21 protein-coding genes and 1 riboswitch are annotated in these 19,306 nt (G+C 43.5%); of the genes, 3 read left to right on the top strand and 18 right to left on the bottom strand.

The genetic code is table 11. From position 1 onward, the window contains the following. From ureC to urtA, 8 genes are all read right to left on the bottom strand, one after another. Positions 1-1,510: urease subunit alpha (gene ureC / locus QNK26_RS11055; RefSeq protein ID WP_319222923.1), on the bottom strand; the 1,510-nt coding region annotated here is incomplete at its 3' end. Further along, entirely contained in the window at positions 1,511-1,885 is a 375-nt protein-coding gene (locus tag QNK26_RS11050; RefSeq protein WP_319222921.1) for an urease subunit beta, read from the bottom strand. 38 nt (positions 1,886-1,923) lie between these two features. Next, positions 1,924-2,226 (bottom strand): urease subunit gamma, encoded by a 303-nt coding sequence (locus tag QNK26_RS11045; protein ID WP_319222920.1) that lies wholly within the window; start codon positions 2,224-2,226, stop codon positions 1,924-1,926. 96 nt (positions 2,227-2,322) lie between these two features. Then, positions 2,323-3,018 (bottom strand): urea ABC transporter ATP-binding subunit UrtE, encoded by a 696-nt coding sequence (gene urtE / locus QNK26_RS11040; protein ID WP_319222918.1) that lies wholly within the window; start codon positions 3,016-3,018, stop codon positions 2,323-2,325. Positions 3,019-3,020: 2 nt separating this feature from the next. Then, on the bottom strand, positions 3,021-3,980 hold the full coding sequence (urtD, locus tag QNK26_RS11035; protein ID WP_319222917.1) for an urea ABC transporter ATP-binding protein UrtD: 960 nt from the start codon (positions 3,978-3,980) through the stop codon (positions 3,021-3,023). Beyond that, positions 3,977-5,125, bottom strand: coding sequence for an urea ABC transporter permease subunit UrtC (urtC, locus tag QNK26_RS11030; protein ID WP_319222916.1), 1,149 nt, complete (start codon positions 5,123-5,125; stop codon positions 3,977-3,979). Before urtC ends, urtD begins: the two co-directional genes overlap by 4 nt. A 3-nt stretch (positions 5,126-5,128) precedes the next feature. Further along, positions 5,129-6,838 (bottom strand): urea ABC transporter permease subunit UrtB, encoded by a 1,710-nt coding sequence (urtB, locus tag QNK26_RS11025; RefSeq protein ID WP_319222915.1) that lies wholly within the window; start codon positions 6,836-6,838, stop codon positions 5,129-5,131. Positions 6,839-6,923: 85 nt separating this feature from the next. Then, the gene (gene urtA, locus QNK26_RS11020) at positions 6,924-8,225 is read right to left on the bottom strand and encodes an urea ABC transporter substrate-binding protein (RefSeq protein ID WP_319222913.1); all 1,302 of its coding nucleotides are present in this window, start codon (positions 8,223-8,225) and stop codon (positions 6,924-6,926) included. A 263-nt stretch (positions 8,226-8,488) separates the two neighbouring features. Next, a riboswitch (TPP riboswitch) is annotated at positions 8,489-8,602 on the top strand. A gap of 38 nt (positions 8,603-8,640) precedes the next feature. Between urtA and thiB the strand changes: the two genes are divergently transcribed. Genes thiB through thiQ form a run of 3 tightly spaced genes read left to right on the top strand, consistent with a single transcriptional unit; the run spans position 8,641 to position 12,006 of the window. Further along, positions 8,641-9,654 (top strand): thiamine ABC transporter substrate binding subunit, encoded by a 1,014-nt coding sequence (gene thiB / locus QNK26_RS11015; protein WP_319222911.1) that lies wholly within the window; start codon positions 8,641-8,643, stop codon positions 9,652-9,654. A gap of 23 nt (positions 9,655-9,677) precedes the next feature. Next, positions 9,678-11,282 carry a thiamine/thiamine pyrophosphate ABC transporter permease gene (thiP, locus tag QNK26_RS11010; protein WP_319222910.1) on the top strand — a complete coding sequence of 535 codons (1,605 nt, stop codon included), beginning with the start codon at positions 9,678-9,680 and terminating at the stop codon, positions 11,280-11,282. Continuing rightward, complete coding sequence (gene thiQ, locus QNK26_RS11005; RefSeq protein WP_319222909.1) at positions 11,275-12,006, top strand: thiamine ABC transporter ATP-binding protein ThiQ; 732 nt, start codon at positions 11,275-11,277, stop codon at positions 12,004-12,006. The genes thiP and thiQ overlap by 8 nt, the downstream gene beginning before the upstream one ends. Before the next feature lie 53 nt (positions 12,007-12,059). Here thiQ and QNK26_RS11000 read toward each other — a convergent pair whose 3' ends face one another. The 10 genes from QNK26_RS11000 to QNK26_RS10955 form a co-directional block, all read right to left on the bottom strand. Beyond that, complete coding sequence (locus tag QNK26_RS11000; RefSeq protein ID WP_319222907.1) at positions 12,060-12,398, bottom strand: hypothetical protein; 339 nt, start codon at positions 12,396-12,398, stop codon at positions 12,060-12,062. Between the two features lie 16 nt (positions 12,399-12,414). Further along, positions 12,415-12,783 carry a cytochrome C gene (locus QNK26_RS10995; protein WP_319222905.1) on the bottom strand — a complete coding sequence of 123 codons (369 nt, stop codon included), beginning with the start codon at positions 12,781-12,783 and terminating at the stop codon, positions 12,415-12,417. Next, complete coding sequence (locus QNK26_RS10990) at positions 12,780-14,009, bottom strand: molybdopterin-dependent oxidoreductase (RefSeq protein ID WP_319222924.1); 1,230 nt, start codon at positions 14,007-14,009, stop codon at positions 12,780-12,782. The genes QNK26_RS10995 and QNK26_RS10990 overlap by 4 nt, the downstream gene beginning before the upstream one ends. Before the next feature lie 5 nt (positions 14,010-14,014). After that, complete coding sequence (locus QNK26_RS10985) at positions 14,015-14,317, bottom strand: cytochrome C (protein WP_319222903.1); 303 nt, start codon at positions 14,315-14,317, stop codon at positions 14,015-14,017. Positions 14,318-14,617: 300 nt separating this feature from the next. Beyond that, entirely contained in the window at positions 14,618-14,881 is a 264-nt protein-coding gene (locus QNK26_RS10980; protein WP_319222902.1) for a YihD family protein, read from the bottom strand. A gap of 96 nt (positions 14,882-14,977) precedes the next feature. Beyond that, a complete protein-coding gene (locus QNK26_RS10975; protein WP_319222901.1) occupies positions 14,978-15,862 on the bottom strand; it encodes an ABC transporter substrate-binding protein in 885 nt (294 codons plus the stop codon). Positions 15,863-15,868: 6 nt separating this feature from the next. Next, positions 15,869-16,744, bottom strand: a complete 876-nt coding sequence (locus QNK26_RS10970; RefSeq protein ID WP_017223454.1) for a metal ABC transporter permease — start codon at positions 16,742-16,744, stop codon at positions 15,869-15,871. Beyond that, positions 16,744-17,496, bottom strand: coding sequence for a metal ABC transporter ATP-binding protein (locus tag QNK26_RS10965; protein ID WP_319222897.1), 753 nt, complete (start codon positions 17,494-17,496; stop codon positions 16,744-16,746). The genes QNK26_RS10970 and QNK26_RS10965 overlap by 1 nt, the downstream gene beginning before the upstream one ends. Before the next feature lie 2 nt (positions 17,497-17,498). Then, a complete protein-coding gene (locus tag QNK26_RS10960) occupies positions 17,499-18,476 on the bottom strand; it encodes a metal ABC transporter solute-binding protein, Zn/Mn family (protein ID WP_319222895.1) in 978 nt (325 codons plus the stop codon). A 74-nt stretch (positions 18,477-18,550) separates the two neighbouring features. After that, a complete protein-coding gene (locus tag QNK26_RS10955; RefSeq protein WP_319222894.1) occupies positions 18,551-19,189 on the bottom strand; it encodes a DUF6162 family protein in 639 nt (212 codons plus the stop codon). Between the last annotated feature and the right edge of the window lie 117 nt (positions 19,190-19,306).

Genomic DNA, 19,306 nt, shown 5'->3' with positions numbered 1-19,306 from the left:
GCTCGGGAATACCATCCTGTTTCGCTTGCTGAGAAACAAACAACATAGAGGTATTCTGCGACGCGCGGCCAAAACTACCAAACATAGGACGATAGTGAACAGGTTGTGGCGTTGGAATAGACCCATTCGGGTCGCCCATCGGCGCAGATGCGATCATGCCACCTTTGATAATTAAACTGGGCTTAACACCAAAGAATGCTGGCTTCCATAATACTAAATCAGCCAATTTCCCCACTTCAACAGAACCAACTTCATGACTCATTCCGTGTGTAATTGCAGGGTTAATGGTGTATTTAGCGACATAACGCTTAATGCGGAAATTATCATGGTGTGGTGGATCTGGTGGCAAACTACCACGTTGTACTTTCATCTTATGCGCGGTTTGCCAAGTACGAGAAATCACTTCCCCTACACGCCCCATTGCTTGCGAATCCGACGCGATCATCGAAAAAGCGCCCAGATCATGCAAGATATCTTCGGCAGCAATCGTTTCACGACGAATACGGGATTCTGCAAAAGCGACATCTTCAGCAATAGACGGCGATAAATGATGGCAAACCATCAACATATCTAAATGTTCATCAATTGTGTTCACGGTATAAGGGCGGGTTGGATTGGTTGATGACGGTAATATATTGGATTCACCACAAGCCCGAATAATATCTGGCGCATGACCACCACCAGCACCTTCGGTATGGTAAGTATGAATAACGCGATCACCAATAGCATCGAGTGTTGACTCGACAAAACCTGACTCATTGAGGGTATCGGTGTGGATCGCGACTTGCACATCAGTTTCATCAGCAACCGTTAAACAGTTATCAATCGATGCTGGAGTCGTGCCCCAATCTTCATGCAGTTTTAGACCAATAGCCCCTGCGGCAACTTGTTCATGCAAAGGTGCAGGTACACTGGCATTACCTTTACCTAACAAACCAAAGTTCATCGGAAAGTTATCTAAAGACTCCAACATACGGTGAATATTCCACGGTCCAGGTGTACACGTTGTGGCATTGGTACCGGTCGCTGGCCCTGTACCACCACCGATCATAGTGGTAATACCGGAAGTCAGCGCTTCATCAATTTGCTGTGGGCAGATAAAGTGAATATGTGAATCAACACCACCAGCAGTAATAATTGAGCCTTCTGCTGCGATGATCTCAGTACCAGGACCAATGATAATATCAACACCTGACTGAACGTCTGGATTCCCCGCCTTACCTATCGCGATAATCCGGCCATTTTTAACCCCGATATCGGCCTTAACTATGCCCCAATGATCGAGAATAACCGCATTGGTTATCACTAAATCTGGAGTATATTGCGACGTTAGCTGGCTTTGACCTTGGCCATCACGAATAACCTTGCCACCGCCAAATTTAACTTCATCACCATAACGGGTATAGTCATGTTCTACTTCTAACCACAGTTCCGTATCTGCTAGACGTAATCTATCGCCAGTGGTAGGGCCAAACATCTCCGCGTAGGCTTGCCTTGAAATTTTCGCCATCTATTTACCCTCATCCTTGTTTTCACAGCATGCTTCCTTGTCTGTCACAGCATGCTGTGCCGTAAATTCATCAATACTGCCCATGACCTTGCCCTGAAAACCATAAACCATACGATTGCCACCAAAAGCGACTAATTCAACAGTACGGCTTTGCCCCGGTTCGAAACGAATAGCAGTACCGGCAGCAATATTAAGTCGAAAACCTAAGGTAAGTTCACGCTCAAAGGTCAGTGCATCATTGGCTTCGTAAAAATGATAATGTGAACCGATCTGGATAGGACGATCACCAATGTTTGCGACGATTACTGACACGGTGGGCATATCCACATTTAAGGTGATATGACCACTCGCTACCTGCATTTGTCCTGGGATCATACCTGATCCTGTGTGTATTTTATTCGCCATCATCATCCCTATATGATTGGTTCATGTACCGTGACAAGTTTGGTACCGTCAGGAAATGTAGCTTCAACTTGCACATCAGAAATCATTTCAGGGATACCTTCCATGACTTGCTCAGCAGTGAGCACAGTTCGACCAAACGCCATTAATTCAGCTACAGTAAGGCCATCACGAGCGCCTTCCATAATGGCAGCACTAATCAGGGCAACGGATTCCGGATAATTCAACTTTAACCCTCGCGCCAAACGACGCTCAGCCACTAAAGCCGCCGTAAACAACAATAATTTATCTTTCTCTCTCGGCGTTAATTCCATTTACATCTCCGTTTAAGTATTAGATTAGCAATGCTTTTTTATTTTTTAGATTGTTTACACCACTGTGACATAGATGTTGTATATTTAACAGATTATTTACACTGTGAGGTATTCCTGAATTAGTTCATCAGTTAACATCGCCATATCACCATTGGCGACTGCACGACCTCGGTCCAGTAAACAGAAGTTATCACCGACCTTTCTGGCAAAAGGTAATTTCTGCTCGACCAACAAGACGGTTAAGCCCAATTCTTGATTGAGCTTGCGGATAATGTCACCAATCTCTTGGACGATATTAGGTTGGATGCCTTCAGTCGGCTCATCTAAAATCAGCAATTGCGGGTTAATCACCAGCGCTCGACCAATGGCTAATTGCTGCTGCTGACCACCGGATAAATCACCACCTCGACGGTGCAGCATTTCTTTTAATACCGGAAATAACTGATAGATAAACTCCGGGATCTTACGATCACCTTTAGCACGGATCGGTAATCCTATTTGTAGATTTTCCTCAACCGTGAGCGATGAGAATATTTGTCGGCCTTGCGGCACATAACCAACGCCATGACGCGCGCGGCTTTCCGCACTCAGCGGGGCAATATTTTTACCTTGCAATACTATCTCGCCACTTTTAAGTGGTAATAATCCCATCACGCATTGCAGTAATGTGGTTTTACCCACACCATTACGACCCATTAAAACAGTACATTTACCTTTTGGTATCTGCATATCAAGATCCCACAAGGTATGGCTTTCACCATAAAACTGATTCACACCTTTAATCGATAACATGGCTACTCTCCCAGATAAACTTGTTTAACTTTGGCGTTATTTTGAATGTCAGTCATTGAACCTTCAGCTAAGACACTGCCTTGATGCAATACCGACACGGTACTGGCAATGGAGCGCACAAAGTCCATGTCATGCTCGACAACGACGACTGAATGATCACCTGCTAGCGAATTCAATAACTCTGCGGTGCGATCCATTTCTTGGTGTGTCATCCCTGCAACAGGTTCATCGACTAACAACAGCTTGGGTTTTTGCATCAGTAACATGCCAATTTCCAGCCACTGTTTTTGACCATGGGACAAACTACCCGCGTCCATTGCGGCTTGTTCTGGTAAGCCAATCAAAACTAATACCCGTTCTATTTCATCGCGCTGCTCTCCGGATAATTTGGCACGAAATACCGACCAAACGTTACGGCTACCCGCCATTGATAACTCTAAGTTCTGCCAGACCGATAAACATTCAAATACCGTAGGTTTCTGAAATTTACGTCCCACTCCCGCATTAGCAATCTGCGCCTCATCCATTTTTAATAAATTCAGTTTAGAGCCTAACCAGACTTGCCCGCTATCAGGACGGGTTTTACCGGTAATGATATCCATCATGGTGGTTTTACCCGCACCATTAGGACCAATAATGCAGCGCAACTCCCCTTCTTTAATGTATAAATTAAGATCATTAATAGCTTTAAAACCATCAAAAGACACAGATACGCCTTCTAAATACAGCAAGATATTATGACGAGTATCAATGAGTGGATTATGCGGCGGTTTCAGAAATTCAAATACCTGATCACGACGGGCTAACTGACTGACGTTGTCACGGATCTGCTTGGCCAACGGCGCGGTAAAACCTTGTTCCTTATATTGCGGACTAGCTGCAATAGCCTGATCAGTAAATTGTGAAGTTAATACCGATGCGGTGTTCACCTGCTGCATATCTACCTGATTAGAATTACTCATGAGGTACTCTCCTTCGTCGCCAAGCTTTTGTTGCGGTTAGACTTCTTATTGCGGTTAGATCGATCAGTAAACCACCCCGTCACCCCTTTCGGTAAAAACAACGTCGCCAAGACAAACAAACTACCAAGGGCAAATAACCACACTTCCGGTAGTTCAATGGTGAACCAACTTTTGGCATAATTAATTAACAGCGCACCAATGATCGCGCCAAATAAAGTCGCACGCCCACCGAGAGCGACCCAAACCACAATCTCAATCGAATTAAGTGGTGAGAATTCACCCGGATTAATGATCCCGACTTGCGGTACATACAAAGCACCGGCGATCCCAGCTAACATTGCCGATAAAATAAAGATCCCCAGTTTAAAGTTAGCCACGTTATAACCAATAAAGCGCACCCGAGGTTCGGCATCGCGTATTGCCACGGCCACCTTACCTAAGCGACTTGAAACCACTTTACGACAAGTAAGGTAACCCAATATTAACGCCACTACTGACGCCATAAATAAACCCACCTTGGTGGTATCGGCTTGTAAACTAAAGCCGAGGATATCTTTAAAATCGGTTAAACCATTATTTCCACCAAACCCCATCTCATTTCGGAAGAATGCCAACATCAGCGCAAATGTAAGGGCTTGGGTCATGATAGATAAATACACCCCAGAAACACGGGCTCGAAATGATAAAAACCCAAACACTAACGCCAGTGCAGCAGGCACTAAAACCACCATCAAACAGGCAAACCAGAACATATCGAAGCCTTGCCAAAACCACGGTAATTCCTGCCAATCTAAGAACACCATGAAATCAGGTAGTTCAGGGTTACCGTAAACACCACGATCACCGATTTGACGCATCAGATACATGCCCATGGCATAACCACCTAAAGCAAAAAATGCCCCGTGACCTAAGGTTAAAATCCCTAAATAACCCCATACCAAGTCCACAGACATCGCCAGTAATGCATAGGTAAGATATTTACCTAACAGGGTAATAGTGTAAGTTTCGATATGTAAAAAATGACCTTGGGGCACCAATAAGTTAAGTGCTGGCACCAGAATTAACAACGTTGTCAGTAGCAGCATCAATAGCTGACCACCACGGTCTGTTTTTAGCATTGAATTCGCGAATAGCTTGTGTAACATGGGTTACTCCTCGGCCGAACGGCCACGTTGTGGAAATAGTCCACGCGGGCGCTTTTGAATAAATAGGATAATGAATACCAGTACTAAGATCTTAGCCAGTACCGCACCAGCCCAAGGTTCTAATAACTTGTTGAATAAACCTAGGCTTAAACCAGCAACCAAGGTACCCCACAGATTACCTACCCCACCAAATACCACGACCATAAACGAATCAATAATGTAACTCTGGCCCATATTCGGTCCAACATTGGTTAATTGCGACAAGGCCACACCAGCAATACCTGCCACACCAGAACCTAAGCCGAAAGTCATGGCATCAACCCATTCCGAACGCACGCCCATCGCTCGCGCCATCGAACGATTTTGTGATACTGCACGCACTTGTAAACCCAATGGCGTTTTCTTTAATACAAAAATAAGTGTACAGAACACGAATAAGCAGAAAATAATTATGTATAAACGGTTATAGGTCAGCGCCAACATTGGATTAAACTCCAACATACCACTCATCCAATCCGGGGTAGCCACAGAGCGATTCAGTGGCGAGAATACACTACGCACTGCTTGCTGCAGAATAAGGCTGATACCAAAGGTTGCCAGTAATGTTTCCAATGGGCGGCCATAAAGAAAACGTATCACCCCGCGCTCAATGGCGATGCCGACTAAACCGGAAACAATAAACGCCGCAGGGATAGAAAGTACTAACGACAGTCCAATATTATCCGGCATTAATTGCTGCATAACATAAGTGGTATATGCACCGAGCATAATCAGCTCACCGTGCGCCATATTTATCACGCCCATCACCCCAAAGGTAATAGCAAGACCTAACCCCGCTAACGCTAATACCGAACCAAGGCTCAAGCCAAAGTACAAGGTTTCAAGCGTTGAATAGACTTGCTGGCTTTGTGCGTAATTGTCTAGCCCTCGCTGCGCAGCCTGTCTTAAGTCATCATCTGATGTCGTATTCACGACAGTGTCTAGCGTGCTAAAAGCCGTTGGCTCTATCGAGTCCGCTAATAAGTTCACTGCAGCTAATAATGCTATTTTGTCTTCCGATGTCGCCACCGTACCGATAGCCAACGCCAATGTTAATAAGGTTTTGTTTTTCTCAACATCTTCAACGGTTAAGCGTTGACGCAATAACGTTTGGATAGCGGGATCAACATTACCCAATAAACTTTGTATGGCTTGCTGGCGTAATCCTGCATCACTCGATATTAAATCAAGTCTAGCGATACCCAAGCGAATGCTTTTACGCAATTTATTGTTAAGCGATACTTTCTTAAAATCCCGTGTTTTGACGATGAGCACAGTTTCAGGCGAACGACTCGTTGGCGTATCTGCAACGAAGGTTGCATCTGCATCAAGGGTAAATATCGACGTTAATTTAATTGCTGATTGACCGGTGGAATGATCAGCAATTAGAAATAAGGTTTTTTGTTTTTTATGATAGAAAATGCGACTGGAAAGCAAGTCAGTTAATAATTTCTTGGCCTGAGAGGAATTCGGATATGCCGTTTGGCTTAACCAATTTACCGCAGTTATTTTATTATCAAAACTGCGCTGAGTAAGCTGTTTTTCGACGTCTGAAAATGAATCTATCGTCACAGCAGCCCAACTCTTATTAATGCTGCCCATTGATAGTAGTAATACCAATACAGTGAATAATAAGGTCGACGATGGCGATATTATGCCGGCATATTTGTTCATAACTTTCCCTGTTAATAAGAATAACGCGCAGCAGGGTAGCCAATTACCATCATCAGCCCCCCTGAGTTAAACCATTAATCAATGATTACTTAGACGCTCCAGTACACTTACCTATCGTCACATTAAAGCTACCGCAAGATAAGGGTGCTAACCAACTTGAGTACAGTGGTTTAGAGCTAGGTAGGTAATCAGACCAAGCATCACCAGCGACAACGCCTGTGGTTTCCCATACGGTTTCAAACTGACCATCAGCTTGAATTTCGCCTAACAATACTGGCTTAGTGATATGGTGATTTGGCATCATCGTCGCGTAACCACCTGTTAAGTTAGGCACTGTCACACCAATAATCGCATTTTGAACTGCACCCGCATCTGTGGTACCGGCTTTTTCAACGGCTTTCGCCCACATTTGAAAGCCGATATAGCTGGCTTCCATTGGGTCATTGGTTACTCGACTTTCATCCTTGGTAAATTTCTGCCATTTCTCAATAAACTCATCATTGGCTTGAGTTTCAACACTCATGAAATAATTCCATGCCGCTAAGTGACCCACCAACGCCGAGGTATCCATCCCCGATAACTCTTCTTCACCCACAGAGAAGGCCACCACCGGAATATCTTCAGCAGACACACCTTGCGAGCCTAACTCTTTATAGAAGGGAACATTGGCGTCGCCATTAATGGTAGAGACAACAGCGGTTTTCTTGCCTTTGGCGCCAAATTTCTTAATGTCTGACACAATAGATTGCCAATCGGAATGGCCAAACGGGGTGTAATTCACCATGATGTCACTGTCAGCAACACCTTTAGATTTAAGGTAGGCAGCTAAGATCTTATTCGTCGTACGTGGATAAACATAATCCGTGCCCGCTAATACCCAGCGTTTTACATCCATGTCATTCATCAAGTAATCAACCGCGGGAATAGCTTGTTGGTTCGGCGCTGCGCCCGTATAAAAAACGTTTTTAGAGGACTCTTCCCCTTCGTATTGCACAGGGTAAAATAATAGGCTATCAAGTTCTTCAAATACAGGTAACATCGATTTACGCGATACCGATGTCCAACCACCGAATACCACATCAACCTTTTCTTTTTCAATTAGCTCACGGGCTTTTTCAGCAAACAGTGGCCAATTTGATGCAGGATCAACAACTACAGCCTCAAGCTGTTTACCTAAAATACCGCCTTGTTTATTTTGCTCCTCAATCATCATTAAAATAGTGTCTTTCAATGTTGTTTCACTGATCGCCATCGTACCCGACAATGAATGTAATACACCGACTTTAATACTGTCCTCTGCTGCAACAGCGTTAAATGAAGCAACACCCAATGTGAATGCGACAGTTACTGCAAGATGAGAAAATTTAGCTTTGTTAACTGTGAACATGATTTAACTTCCTTATTATGAACCTATCCATTAAGAGGCAACTGTTATGCCAATTAATAATAGGAATGAGGAAATAAATACAAAAGTGATTAAAAAACATAACCTTAAAGTTAACCTTAAAGTTAAAAAATATAATAACCAGCAAAGTGTTGGCTATTATTGGTGCAACTTAAAATATTAATGCACCACTAAAGGGATAATTAAATATTACTCAATCTCATTATTGTTACTGGCACTTTGAAACAAATAAAAATACAATAGGCGCTCACTCATCGGGGTGCTACCAGACTTTTAATTAAAGAGTCACAGTGGCTGAGATAACACCCGTATTAACTTGAACCAGATAATGCTGGCATAGGAATGAGATTCGACTAATTGAGTCATAAGTTCTATGCTTCACATTCTAGGAGAACACGTGAAGCACACGATCAAAAAACTAGCACTTTGCACCGCCCTGCTATTACCTTCGCTATCAATATCGGTGGCTAACGCAGCTGATAAGCCAGTATTAAATGTTTATACCTACGATTCATTTGCATCCGATTGGGGCCCTGGTCCAAAAGTAAAAACCGCATTTGAAGCAGAATGTAATTGCACATTGAATTTAGTGGCATTAGAAGACGGCGTGAGTATTCTTAATCGTGTCAAACTTGAAGGTAAATATACTAAGGCTGATGTATTACTAGGCTTAGACAACAATCTGATGGCTGAAGCAGAAAAAACTCAACTGCTAGCTCCGCACCAACTAGATACCAGTAAATTATCGCTGCCAAACCCGTGGACTAACAAATACTTTATTCCATTCGATTTTGGCCACTTTGCTTTTATCTATGACAGTGAAAAATTAACTAATCCACCAGCCAGTTTAGCTGAATTAATTGAACGTAAAGATCTCAACATTATCTATCAAGATCCGCGTACCAGCACGCCGGGCCTAGGTTTTATGCTATGGGTCAAAGCGGTTTATGGTGATAAAGCGCCACAAGCGTGGCAACAAATTGCAGATAAAACCGTTACCATCACGAAAGGTTGGAGCCAAGCTTACGGCATGTTCTTAAAAGGCGAAGCGGATATGGTATTAAGCTATACCACATCACCGGCTTATCACATGGTGGCAGAGAACGAATTTAAATATAAAGCGGTTGAATTCAGCGAAGGTCACTACCAACAAACAGAAGTTGTGGCGCGTTTAAAAGATGCGGCAAACCCTGAGTTAGCCGATCAATTCATGGCATTTGTACTTAGCCCTGCATTCCAAAACGTGATTGCAACAGGTAACTGGATGTTACCAGCAAAACAAGCTGCCGCACTGCCAAGCGAATTCGACCAACTGATTAGCCCAGCAAAAACCATCGAGTTCACTCCAGAAGAAGTCGCTCAATCACGTAAATCTTGGGTGAAGGAATGGCGTAACGCTGTTACTCAATAATTAGTCGATAACTAATCAAAATTATGATCGTGAATTCGCATAAATACTGGTGGTGTAGCGCTTTGCTCGCCATCAGCATCATTTTACTGCTGGTAGGCGGTAGTTTTACAGCCCTACTTAATTTCTCACAAGCCGAGTTAGACTTTAGCAGTGTGCTGGCTGACTCTTATACCCAACATGTCATTAGCTTTAGCTTTTACCAAGCAGCCCTATCTACAGCCTTAAGTATTGGTTTGGCGATCCCACTGGCACGGGCTTTTTCCCGCCGAGAGTTTACCGGTAAGCAATTAATCATCAAGCTATTTAACCTATCGTTAGTGCTGCCAATCATCATTGCCATCTTTGGTATTGTCGCCGTGCACGGTAAAAATGGCTGGGTAAACCAACTCCTGGCCTTGCTGAATATCGATGCGGGTCATTACATTTATGGCTTAACCGGTATTTTACTCGCCCATCTGTTTTTTAATGTACCGTTAGCCACGCGGATTTTACTGCAAACGCTTGACTCTATCCCGAGTGAATCCTGGCGTTTAGCCAGTCAACTTAACTTACAGTCTCGCCATGTCTTTATCACCTTAGAATGGCCGAAGATAAAGCAACAATTACCCTCGTTAATCAGTCTTATCTTCATGCTGTGTTTTACTAGCTTCGCTATCGTCATGTCGCTCGGCGGTGGGCCTGATTACGCCACACTTGAAGTGGCTATCTATCAAGCGCTCAAGTTTGAGTTTGATATCGAGCAAGCGGTGGCTTTGGCGATAATTCAAGTGGCGATCACCGTGGTATTAATGATCTTTAGCGCGATATTTTTAAAGTCACAACCTATGTCTGCGCCATCAGGCAATTACTTTCGTCGCCCTGACGGCCATAGCCTCAGCAGTAAAATCGCAGATGGACTTAGCTTTATGCTCGCGACTTGTTTATTAGCACCGCCGATGCTAGCGATTATTATCAGCGGTATTAACAGCAATACCCTCAGCGTGCTTAGCCAGCCGATGTTATGGCAAGCTACGGGCATATCATTACAAATAGCCCTGAGTTCTGGCTTGCTTAGTCTGCTACTCGCCTGCGCCATCTTGTTCTCAACCCGAATATTGAAAGTGCACTTTAAATTAATGACCTTAGCCTATGGCATTGAAAATATTGGCGCCATTATTTTAGTGGTGCCAGCGTTAGTACTCGGTACTGGTCTGTTCTTATTATTACGTCCCTATGTAGATGTGTTTAGTATCGCAGCTTGGCTCGTTATTCTCGTCAATGCATTAATGGCGCTGCCTTACTTACTGCGCGTATTGAACCAACCGATCCAAGATAGCTTTGCATCCTATGACAAACTCGCCGTCAGCTTAGGTTTATCACGTTTGCAACGCCTGCGGATTATCGAATGGCCACTATTGCGTAAACCTATTGCGATGGGATTAGGGCTAGCGTGTGTTTTATCACTGGGTGATTTAAGTGTCATCGCATTATTTGGTAGCCAAGATATGCAAACCTTACCTTTGGTACTCTATCGCCAGCTCGGCAGTTATCAACTTGATGCCGCGGCCGTTACCGCCATTTTCTTATTAACCCTGTGCGGTGTTATTTTCTATCTGTTTGAACGAATTATTGGAGGCAAACATGCCTAATTCTCACGCCAATAGTCACACGCTATTACGCGTCGATAATATTACCTTTGCCTATGAGCAAATGCGGATGCAATTTGACTTAGCGGTTAATCGAGGGGAAACTTTAGCAATTTTGGGGGCGAGTGGTTCAGGCAAATCGACCTTGCTAAACCTTATTGCCGGTTTTAACCAACCGTTATCTGGTGACATCTGCTTTCAGGAGGAATCAATATTAGCTAAAGCGCCCGCACAACGACCGATCACCACCTTGTTTCAAGAGCATAATTTGTTTAACCATTTAACGGTAAAGCAGAATATCGCCATTGGTTTAGCACCGAACATGAAACTCGATGCAGACCAACAAACTGCACTTGAAAAAGCGGCCCAACAAGTCGAGATAACGGAATTACTCAACCGTCTGCCCGGAGACTTAAGTGGCGGTCAGCGTCAGCGCGTTGGTATTGCCCGCTGCCTGGCACGCAAACAACCTTTGTTATTACTCGATGAACCGTTTAGCGCCCTCGACCCGGCTTTGCGCCAAGAGATGTTGCGCTTGATAGCTAAGCTAAATAAAGCACATAGCATCACGGTATTAATGGTCACCCATAATCCGGATGATGCCTTACAGATCGCCGATAATATTGCCTTTGTGGCTGATGGTAAGATCGCACTGCATGCAAGCACTGCTATTTTGGCCGATGAGAATGCACCAGAAGTATTGAAACGTTACCTGGGGAAAAGATGAAACGAGCCTATATGCAATATATAGACTCGCCGCATGTGCGCTGTTAATTGCGATTATTGCTTAGGCTTTTTTTTCGGCTGTTGGCTAAAGTAATAAGCCACATCAATCATATCTTGTCCCGACAGGTACGCCACTTCACCTTCCATAAATGGGCTTTTGCGCAAGCCCAATTTGAAATTATTTAATTGACGAACTATGTATTTGTATTTCTGCCCTTCCAGATAGGGAAAGTAATTAAACTCTTCTAATCGACTTTCATTATGGCAAGCTAAGCAGCGCTCAGAAAGTTGTTTACCATTGGCAAAATTAGGTTTAACTACATCGGTATCGGTTGCCATTACTGTGGCAGAAGCAAACATTAAGGCAGTAGCGAATACTATTTTTTTTATCATGCTAGAAATACTCACTCTATTTTGCCTCAGGCGGCATATCGTCAACCGCTAAAGGTAGCCGTCTAAATGTAGTTAAGTCGATTTTTTGCTGGTTATAATTAGTCGACAAATAATCTAGAACCGGTTCCCAAGTGTCACTCAGATCCCACAAGCCTTGGCTATCAACCATCCACTCTAGCGTTGCTCGCCAATCTTCTTTATTACCGCGATTCTGAGGAATAATTAAACTGGTGTGACAAGCGTTACACTGCTTATTAACCAATTCCCAACCAGGTGCCATGATCAGGCCAGACTTTTGATCTACAGCATATGTAGCAACTTTAGCCGCAGCAGTCGTGCTTAAACCAAGCAAACATAATACAATTAAACAGTGACGTTTGTTCATGCTTGTACCCGCACCGCAATACGATGACAGCCATTGAACATGTAACCCTTTGGATTCCACTGCGGTTGTACAACAGGTTGTGAAGTACCTTCACTGTCTGTCGCTTTTGACCATATTTCATAATAGCCGTGCTGCGGCAAATCAAGTTCGACAGACCAATCTTGCCATGCCATTTTGTTCGGCTGCTTTTTCAAATCCGCAAGCTGCCAAGTCGACCCATAGTCATAACTGACTTCCATTTTCACCACTTCAAGCGGGCCAGCCCAAGCATGTCCACGCACTTCAGTTTTTTGACCCAGCTTCAATTCACTGCCGGTTTGCGGATGGGTAATCAATGATTTAACTATCATGTGCTCAATGATATCGAAATCATCGAGTGCGACTTTCTCGCCCGGTGCAACTGGATATTTCGGTACACGGTAAGCTGGTGCACCCATTTTAGTACCATCATGCTCAACATTACGAATACTGATACCGGTTGCTGCTTTTGATGATACTGACGCAGGACGGCCACCAAATACGATACGTAAAGGATAACCATGTAAGTACGGGATCTCTTCGCCATTCATTGACCATGCGATCAAGGCGTTATCTTCCAATGCGTACTTAATCGGTACACCACGGGAAATAGCATCACCTTTACCGCTTAAATGGCGGTCAATACTGTGGTGACCGGTATACACAGCATCATCTTTGACACCACAATCTTTTAATACGTCACTGACTAATACCCCAGTCCATTCTGAACAGTAAACTGCGGCATCACTCCACTGGTTACCTTTAGTTGACGGATAGAAGTTTTTGCGGCTATTACCACCACACTCTAACGTCAAGGCATAAGTATGGTGTTTAAATTTACTTTTTAGATCTGCAATCGTATATGTTTTTGATGTTTTACACGATGCACCATCGACAGTGAATTGCCAAATTTTAGGGTCCATCGCTTTAAAGTCAGGCAGCAAACCATTCCAACGAACAAAGGGGACATTAGCAGGCGTCACCGTTGGGTCTAACATATGATCTGCGACATAAGCATTGAGCGGAGTGCTGTTTAGCACCTTGTAGTAATCAGGTAAATCAGTAACCGAGGTCCACTTTATCGATTCAACTTCTAATGGTGAAAGACCTTTTGGTAAGTTACCAGCAAATACCCAATTAATCGGTAACATAGCCGTCGCGCCGACGGCAAATGTGCCTTTAATAAAATCTCTACGTTTCATGCTTATAAACCTTACTGTTCACTGAAGAATTTGGTGAGTTTATTAATGTCATCATCAGAAACTAACTGCGCAACTTTGCTCATAGTAATATCTTTTCGTTCACTGCTTTTAAAAGCGAACATCTGATTTCTTAAATAAACGAGGCTCTGGCCACGAAGATCAGGGATTGACTGATAAGGGTTAACACCGCTATCACCGTGGCATGCCATACACATATTTTTTAATTTATCAAAATCTGCAGATGCCGCTGAAAATGACGCAATACACAGACAAAAACCCGCCAAAATATGTCGAGTAACTCGCTTATTCATCATTTCTAACCGCCCTTCTACTTGAAAAAATGGAGTTTAGCCATTTGCTTTAAAGCGCGCAATCTGTAGAAATAAATAATCCACAAAATCACACAAACCCATGTTTTATAAAGGTTAGTTTTTATGTTGTTAATTAATTTTTATTAACTTAATTGATATAAATTAACCGATAGGGGAAAAGTGAAAATAAAGAGGGTTTGATATACATCAAGGAAACAGTAAAAAAATGGCCCGAATAGAAAGGGGGATTTCATACTCAAGCCATATAATAATTTATTAAATAGGTCGTCTAAGAGGGTAAAACTACATGAACCCGCGTGCTTTTAACAAAGCCGTTTTAAAGTCATCTTCGTGATCTTTAGCTAACCCTGGGATCATTTCATCTTTCGCACTATTACGCATTTTTAAATGATAGATAAGCGCATCATCACTCAATTCAGCTAACTCGCCTTCAAATTTCATCTCATCAGCCAAAGTGCTAAGTAACTGCAGCAGATTAGTATCAGGTTCTTTCTGCCATTCTGGCTGTAATAATTCGATGATTTCATTTAAACGGTGATATTTCATTTTATGATCCTTATTTTAATTAAGGTAATTATACCGACTCCCAGGCATAAGTTAAACAAAACTCAGTATCGATTATTAAGAGTATCAATAGCTAACTTAAAGCGCTAACTGCCAGCGTTGTAGTGGCTTATCCGCGTTAATCCCACGACCCCAACGATCAATACTATCAATGGTTAAGATACGCGCAGGATTTGGCACTAATGCTTTCAGCTGTTTACTGGCTCTTTTCGAGGTCAATACCCATAAGCTATCGTCTTCAATTAATAGCTCAACCAATTCCTGCTTATCTTCCGCCGTCCATTCCAATTCAGGTTTGGTTAAACGCTCAACTACAAACAACTGATTACCCGAGGCAAAGTCTTCTAATTCTGTTGATAACAACACCACAGAGTCAATTTCATTGTCTAACAACATCGCTTGCTGTTGATTAATCAAATGACGCACCGACATCATCAAAGCTTGTTGATTACTGGCAATGGTCGCCGCTTGCTGTGGCCATACTTGTTGTAAATCTTGGCTCACAATCGCCGTCATACGGGTTAAGTTAGTCGGGTTTAACCAAGTATAAGGCGAAATACTACCATCGTCTAAACGCAGCGCTGCAACGCCTTGTGCACGTGGTGAAATAGCTTGAGATGCATCCACTTCAATCATACGAATATTGCCTTTACGCGCATGCACAAATAATGGGTCTTGTGGCCAAACAGCCCCTAAGGTAATCGCCACTTGCGCGTCAATCGCCGCTTTTTCTGTTAGCGCCGCACCTTTGGAACTAAACCAGTTCGGCAAGCGTAATATGCCATAACGTTTTGGCGGTAAATACTGGGTAGTAATATCCGTACCTTTGGTTAACTCAGCCGCTAACATATAGGTCACAGGCGTCGCAGTAAGAATATCTGCCGCACTGACCTTTTGGCTAAAGCCCAATGTTGATGTTAGCAATAATACTGCCGCGCTAACGCTTAATAGTGAAGAAGTCATAATCAATTATCCTTTACGCACAATGCGATAGCAGGTTGCCGTTAAGAAAAAGCTCGTCGATACAATAATGATCGCCGCGCCAGAAGGGATTGGCAGTTTTAATTCCATTGGTAAAATAGTACCAATCAAACAACTTATCGTCGCTAATAATGCCGACATCAGTACAAAGCTCCCCATGTTCTTGGTTAACAGGCGTGCTGTTGCACCAGGGATCAATAACAAAGCCCCCACTAACACCGCACCGACAATCTTCACCGATGCAATCGTCACCAACGTGATCATCATGACAAATAAGTAGTCATAAAAGTTCGTCGCGTAACCACGTACTTTAGCAATGTCAGGGCTGATGCAGGTCAGCAAAATACGGTTAAAGGTGGGTATCAATACCAGTAAAATAACCCCACAAGTCACCGCCAAGATCAACAAGTCATAATCGGTGATCGTTAAGATCGAACCGAACAATACATTCTCTAACATGTGAATGTTAATCTTACGTGCCACGTACATCAGTAACGCCGCGCCGACCGCTAAGGCGAAAGCAAGGAAAACGCCCACCAAAGTATCGTAAGGTACATTGGTACGGTTACGCACAAAGTGCAGTAGTAATGCGAAGATCATGCAGAAACTGAATAAACCAATAATCGGGTTTTCTGCTGGTTCACCCAGTAATACACCTAAGGCAATACCCGTTAATGCCGCGTGACCAACTGCTTCAGAAAAGAACGCTAAACGTTTAGCAATAACCAAAGTACCAAGGCCACCTAATAGCGGGCCAAGTAAGATGGCAGCGACAACGGCATTCACCATAAACGAATAAGAGAAGCTCTCACTCAACCAACCAGCATCCACACCCAGTTGTGCCCAATGACGAATAGTATCCATTATTTAACTCCTTGAGCAGGGTTAACGCTTAATGCACTAACAGATACATTGCCACCAGTATAATGATTGAATAAACGCTCGATCTTGTCTGCGCGTAATACCTCAGACACAGGGCCTGAATCAACTAACTGACGATTAACCACATGCACTTGACCATCTAAACGGCGCACAGCACTGACATCGTGATGCACGGCTAAAATGGTTTTATTCTCACGCACTAATTCATGAATTAACGACTCAAGGTAACGCACACCTTGTTCATCCATACCCGTTGTTGGTTCATCAAGCACTAACAGATCGGGGTTATCTAATAATGACTGTGCGAATAACACACGTTGTTGTTCACCACCTGATAACTGTCCCATTCGGCGGTCAGTACGATTCGCCATGCCAACGCGATCTAATTGCGCTAATGCATGATCTTGTTCTTTTTTACGCTTGCGCCAAAACAGCGGATTACGACTCTGATTTAACAGAATAAAATCCATCACAGTAAACGGTAGGCTAGACTCAAACGTTGCCTTTTGCGGCACATAACCGATATTGCCTTTATGTTCAGGCCATTGAATATCAATATTGCCCGTGAAAGGTGTTAAGCCTAAAATAGAACGTAATAACGATGTTTTACCGCCACCATTGGGTCCCATGATCACATGGCATTGACCCGCTTCTAAATAATGGGAAATGCCTTCTAAAATGACATTATCACCGTATTGCAAACCAACATTTTGTAAACGAATTGCAGGACCCACGACTAACTCCCCTGCTTGATATTGGTAGCGGTATTAGTCGCCGTATTCGTCGTTGCTGTATCAGCAAGGGAACGTTTTGCTGCAAACTTCATTGCTTCTACTAAGGTATCTAAATTACTTTTCATTTCCACTGCCACTTTCGCTTCTTCGTACGCGCCATGGGTCATGTGTGAGAAACGGTAAAGTTGCACGCCCGTTGCTGCTTCAATCGTTTCCACATAACGGCTTGGCATATTTAATTCATAAAACAACACGTCAATCTTCGACGCGCGGATCTTCTCGATCGTTTCTTGTAACTGGCTCGCGCTCGGCTCAACACCGTGTGCAGGTTCAATTACCGCAGCAACATCAACACCAAATTCTTGCAGGATATAACCGTAAGCATTATGTGTTGTAGCCACCAGCATGCCCGAGGTATCGAGATCGCCTAACGTCAACATCGCTTGGCGCTTCATTTTGCGGAATTCAGTCGCATATTTACGCGCATTTTTGCGATAAGTACGGGCGTTATCAGGATCAAATTTTGATAACTCAGTGGCGATGGTATAGACCTTTTGAATGGTCGTTGATAAACCTACAAAGGTATGTGGGTTTACAGCGCCTTCACCCACAGATTGGCCAATCGCAGGTAATAACGGCACATCTTTATTGGCTTTAATCACAATGAGATCATCACGGTTTGCCGCTTTAATTACTTTTAAGGCAAAGTCATCATGGCCAATTGCGTTCACGACAATCACGTCCATCTGTTTAAGTCGACGTAAATCATTTGGTTGTGGTTGGTAGTTGTGCGGGTTAAAACCTTCATCAACCAATGGCAGTACATTGGCTTTATCACCCACAACCGCTTTCACATAGCTGTAATAAGGCTGTAGGGTTATACCAATGGTGAGCTTTTCTGCGGCTTGAGCAGCGCCGCTCATTAGCAATACTGCGCTGGTAGTAACTGCAACGATTAGATTTTTTAGTCTGCTATTCATGTGATTTTTTATTGCTCTTTTTTTCATTCTTGGATTTTTCATTATGACGTTCCATTATTAACTGGCGTTACGCTTTAGTGACTGGCTTTATCGGTATGCGCTGTATCTGCATGATCTACACTAGCAGTCTCATCCCCCGTAAATACAACTTGCTTCCAACCTGCGCTGATAAGTTCGGCGGTATTAAGCATGCTGCCCATCATTGGTGCAGGATTCGGCATATCTAATGCTAACCACATATCCGGTCGGGCAGCTTGGCTATTCAATATCACCGCGACACTGCCCGTTGTTAATGCTGGAATACCTTGATATAGCGCTGGAGCAACTTTACGCCACGCATGTTTACCTTTACGTTCCCAGCTTTTATCGATGATAAAGGGCGCTAACCACAACTCATCTAGTTCAGCCATCTCAGGCCAAGCATCCGTACTTTCTAAGCCGATATTTTCTAGTTCAGCACCTTCAAACTCAATACGGTCTTGATGGATGTTACGGATCTCTTCATGCGCTAAGCGTAATTCGCCGATCATCGCCAATTCCACAGTGGCTAGGTCTTTAATCGATATTTGATGACTCGCGAGTACTTTATCACTCGTCGCTGCTTGGTGATAAGGTAACAGCAGTGCTGCTGTTGCAAGAATGACAACGATGATTAACGCCACCCACTTGCCTTCACGACCACCATCGTCGGCATGGACTGATTGACTGATCATTTTTCGCTGATCTCAACAACATCAACTTCAACAGGGTTTTCATGGCCCGCGTCGAATACTAAATAAAAGTCAGTATCCGGTTTACTGAATTCTGCAATTGAGCGCTTATCCGTCACG

It is taken from the genome of Moritella sp. (assembly GCF_033791185.1).
Taxonomy (GTDB): Bacteria; Pseudomonadota; Gammaproteobacteria; order Enterobacterales; family Moritellaceae; genus Moritella.
Note: the sequence above shows the minus strand (reverse complement) of the source record. Positions and strands in the feature narration are given on the sequence as shown.

Coding starts and splice junctions, on each gene's coding strand:
- QNK26_RS11050 (WP_319222921.1), bottom strand. CDS start 1,885: ATGATCCCAGGACAAATGCAGGTAGCGAGTGGTCATATCACCTTAAAT.
- QNK26_RS11045 (WP_319222920.1), bottom strand. CDS start 2,226: ATGGAATTAACGCCGAGAGAGAAAGATAAATTATTGTTGTTTACGGCG.
- urtE (WP_319222918.1), bottom strand. CDS start 3,018: ATGTTATCGATTAAAGGTGTGAATCAGTTTTATGGTGAAAGCCATACC.
- urtD (WP_319222917.1), bottom strand. CDS start 3,980: ATGAGTAATTCTAATCAGGTAGATATGCAGCAGGTGAACACCGCATCG.
- urtC (WP_319222916.1), bottom strand. CDS start 5,125: ATGTTACACAAGCTATTCGCGAATTCAATGCTAAAAACAGACCGTGGT.
- urtB (WP_319222915.1), bottom strand. CDS start 6,838: ATGAACAAATATGCCGGCATAATATCGCCATCGTCGACCTTATTATTC.
- urtA (WP_319222913.1), bottom strand. CDS start 8,225: ATGTTCACAGTTAACAAAGCTAAATTTTCTCATCTTGCAGTAACTGTC.
- thiP (WP_319222910.1), top strand. CDS start 9,678: ATGATCGTGAATTCGCATAAATACTGGTGGTGTAGCGCTTTGCTCGCC.
- thiQ (WP_319222909.1), top strand. CDS start 11,275: ATGCCTAATTCTCACGCCAATAGTCACACGCTATTACGCGTCGATAAT.
- QNK26_RS11000 (WP_319222907.1), bottom strand. CDS start 12,398: ATGATAAAAAAAATAGTATTCGCTACTGCCTTAATGTTTGCTTCTGCC.
- QNK26_RS10995 (WP_319222905.1), bottom strand. CDS start 12,783: ATGAACAAACGTCACTGTTTAATTGTATTATGTTTGCTTGGTTTAAGC.
- QNK26_RS10985 (WP_319222903.1), bottom strand. CDS start 14,317: ATGATGAATAAGCGAGTTACTCGACATATTTTGGCGGGTTTTTGTCTG.
- QNK26_RS10980 (WP_319222902.1), bottom strand. CDS start 14,881: ATGAAATATCACCGTTTAAATGAAATCATCGAATTATTACAGCCAGAA.
- QNK26_RS10975 (WP_319222901.1), bottom strand. CDS start 15,862: ATGACTTCTTCACTATTAAGCGTTAGCGCGGCAGTATTATTGCTAACA.
- QNK26_RS10970 (WP_017223454.1), bottom strand. CDS start 16,744: ATGGATACTATTCGTCATTGGGCACAACTGGGTGTGGATGCTGGTTGG.
- QNK26_RS10960 (WP_319222895.1), bottom strand. CDS start 18,476: ATGAATAGCAGACTAAAAAATCTAATCGTTGCAGTTACTACCAGCGCA.
- QNK26_RS10955 (WP_319222894.1), bottom strand. CDS start 19,189: ATGATCAGTCAATCAGTCCATGCCGACGATGGTGGTCGTGAAGGCAAG.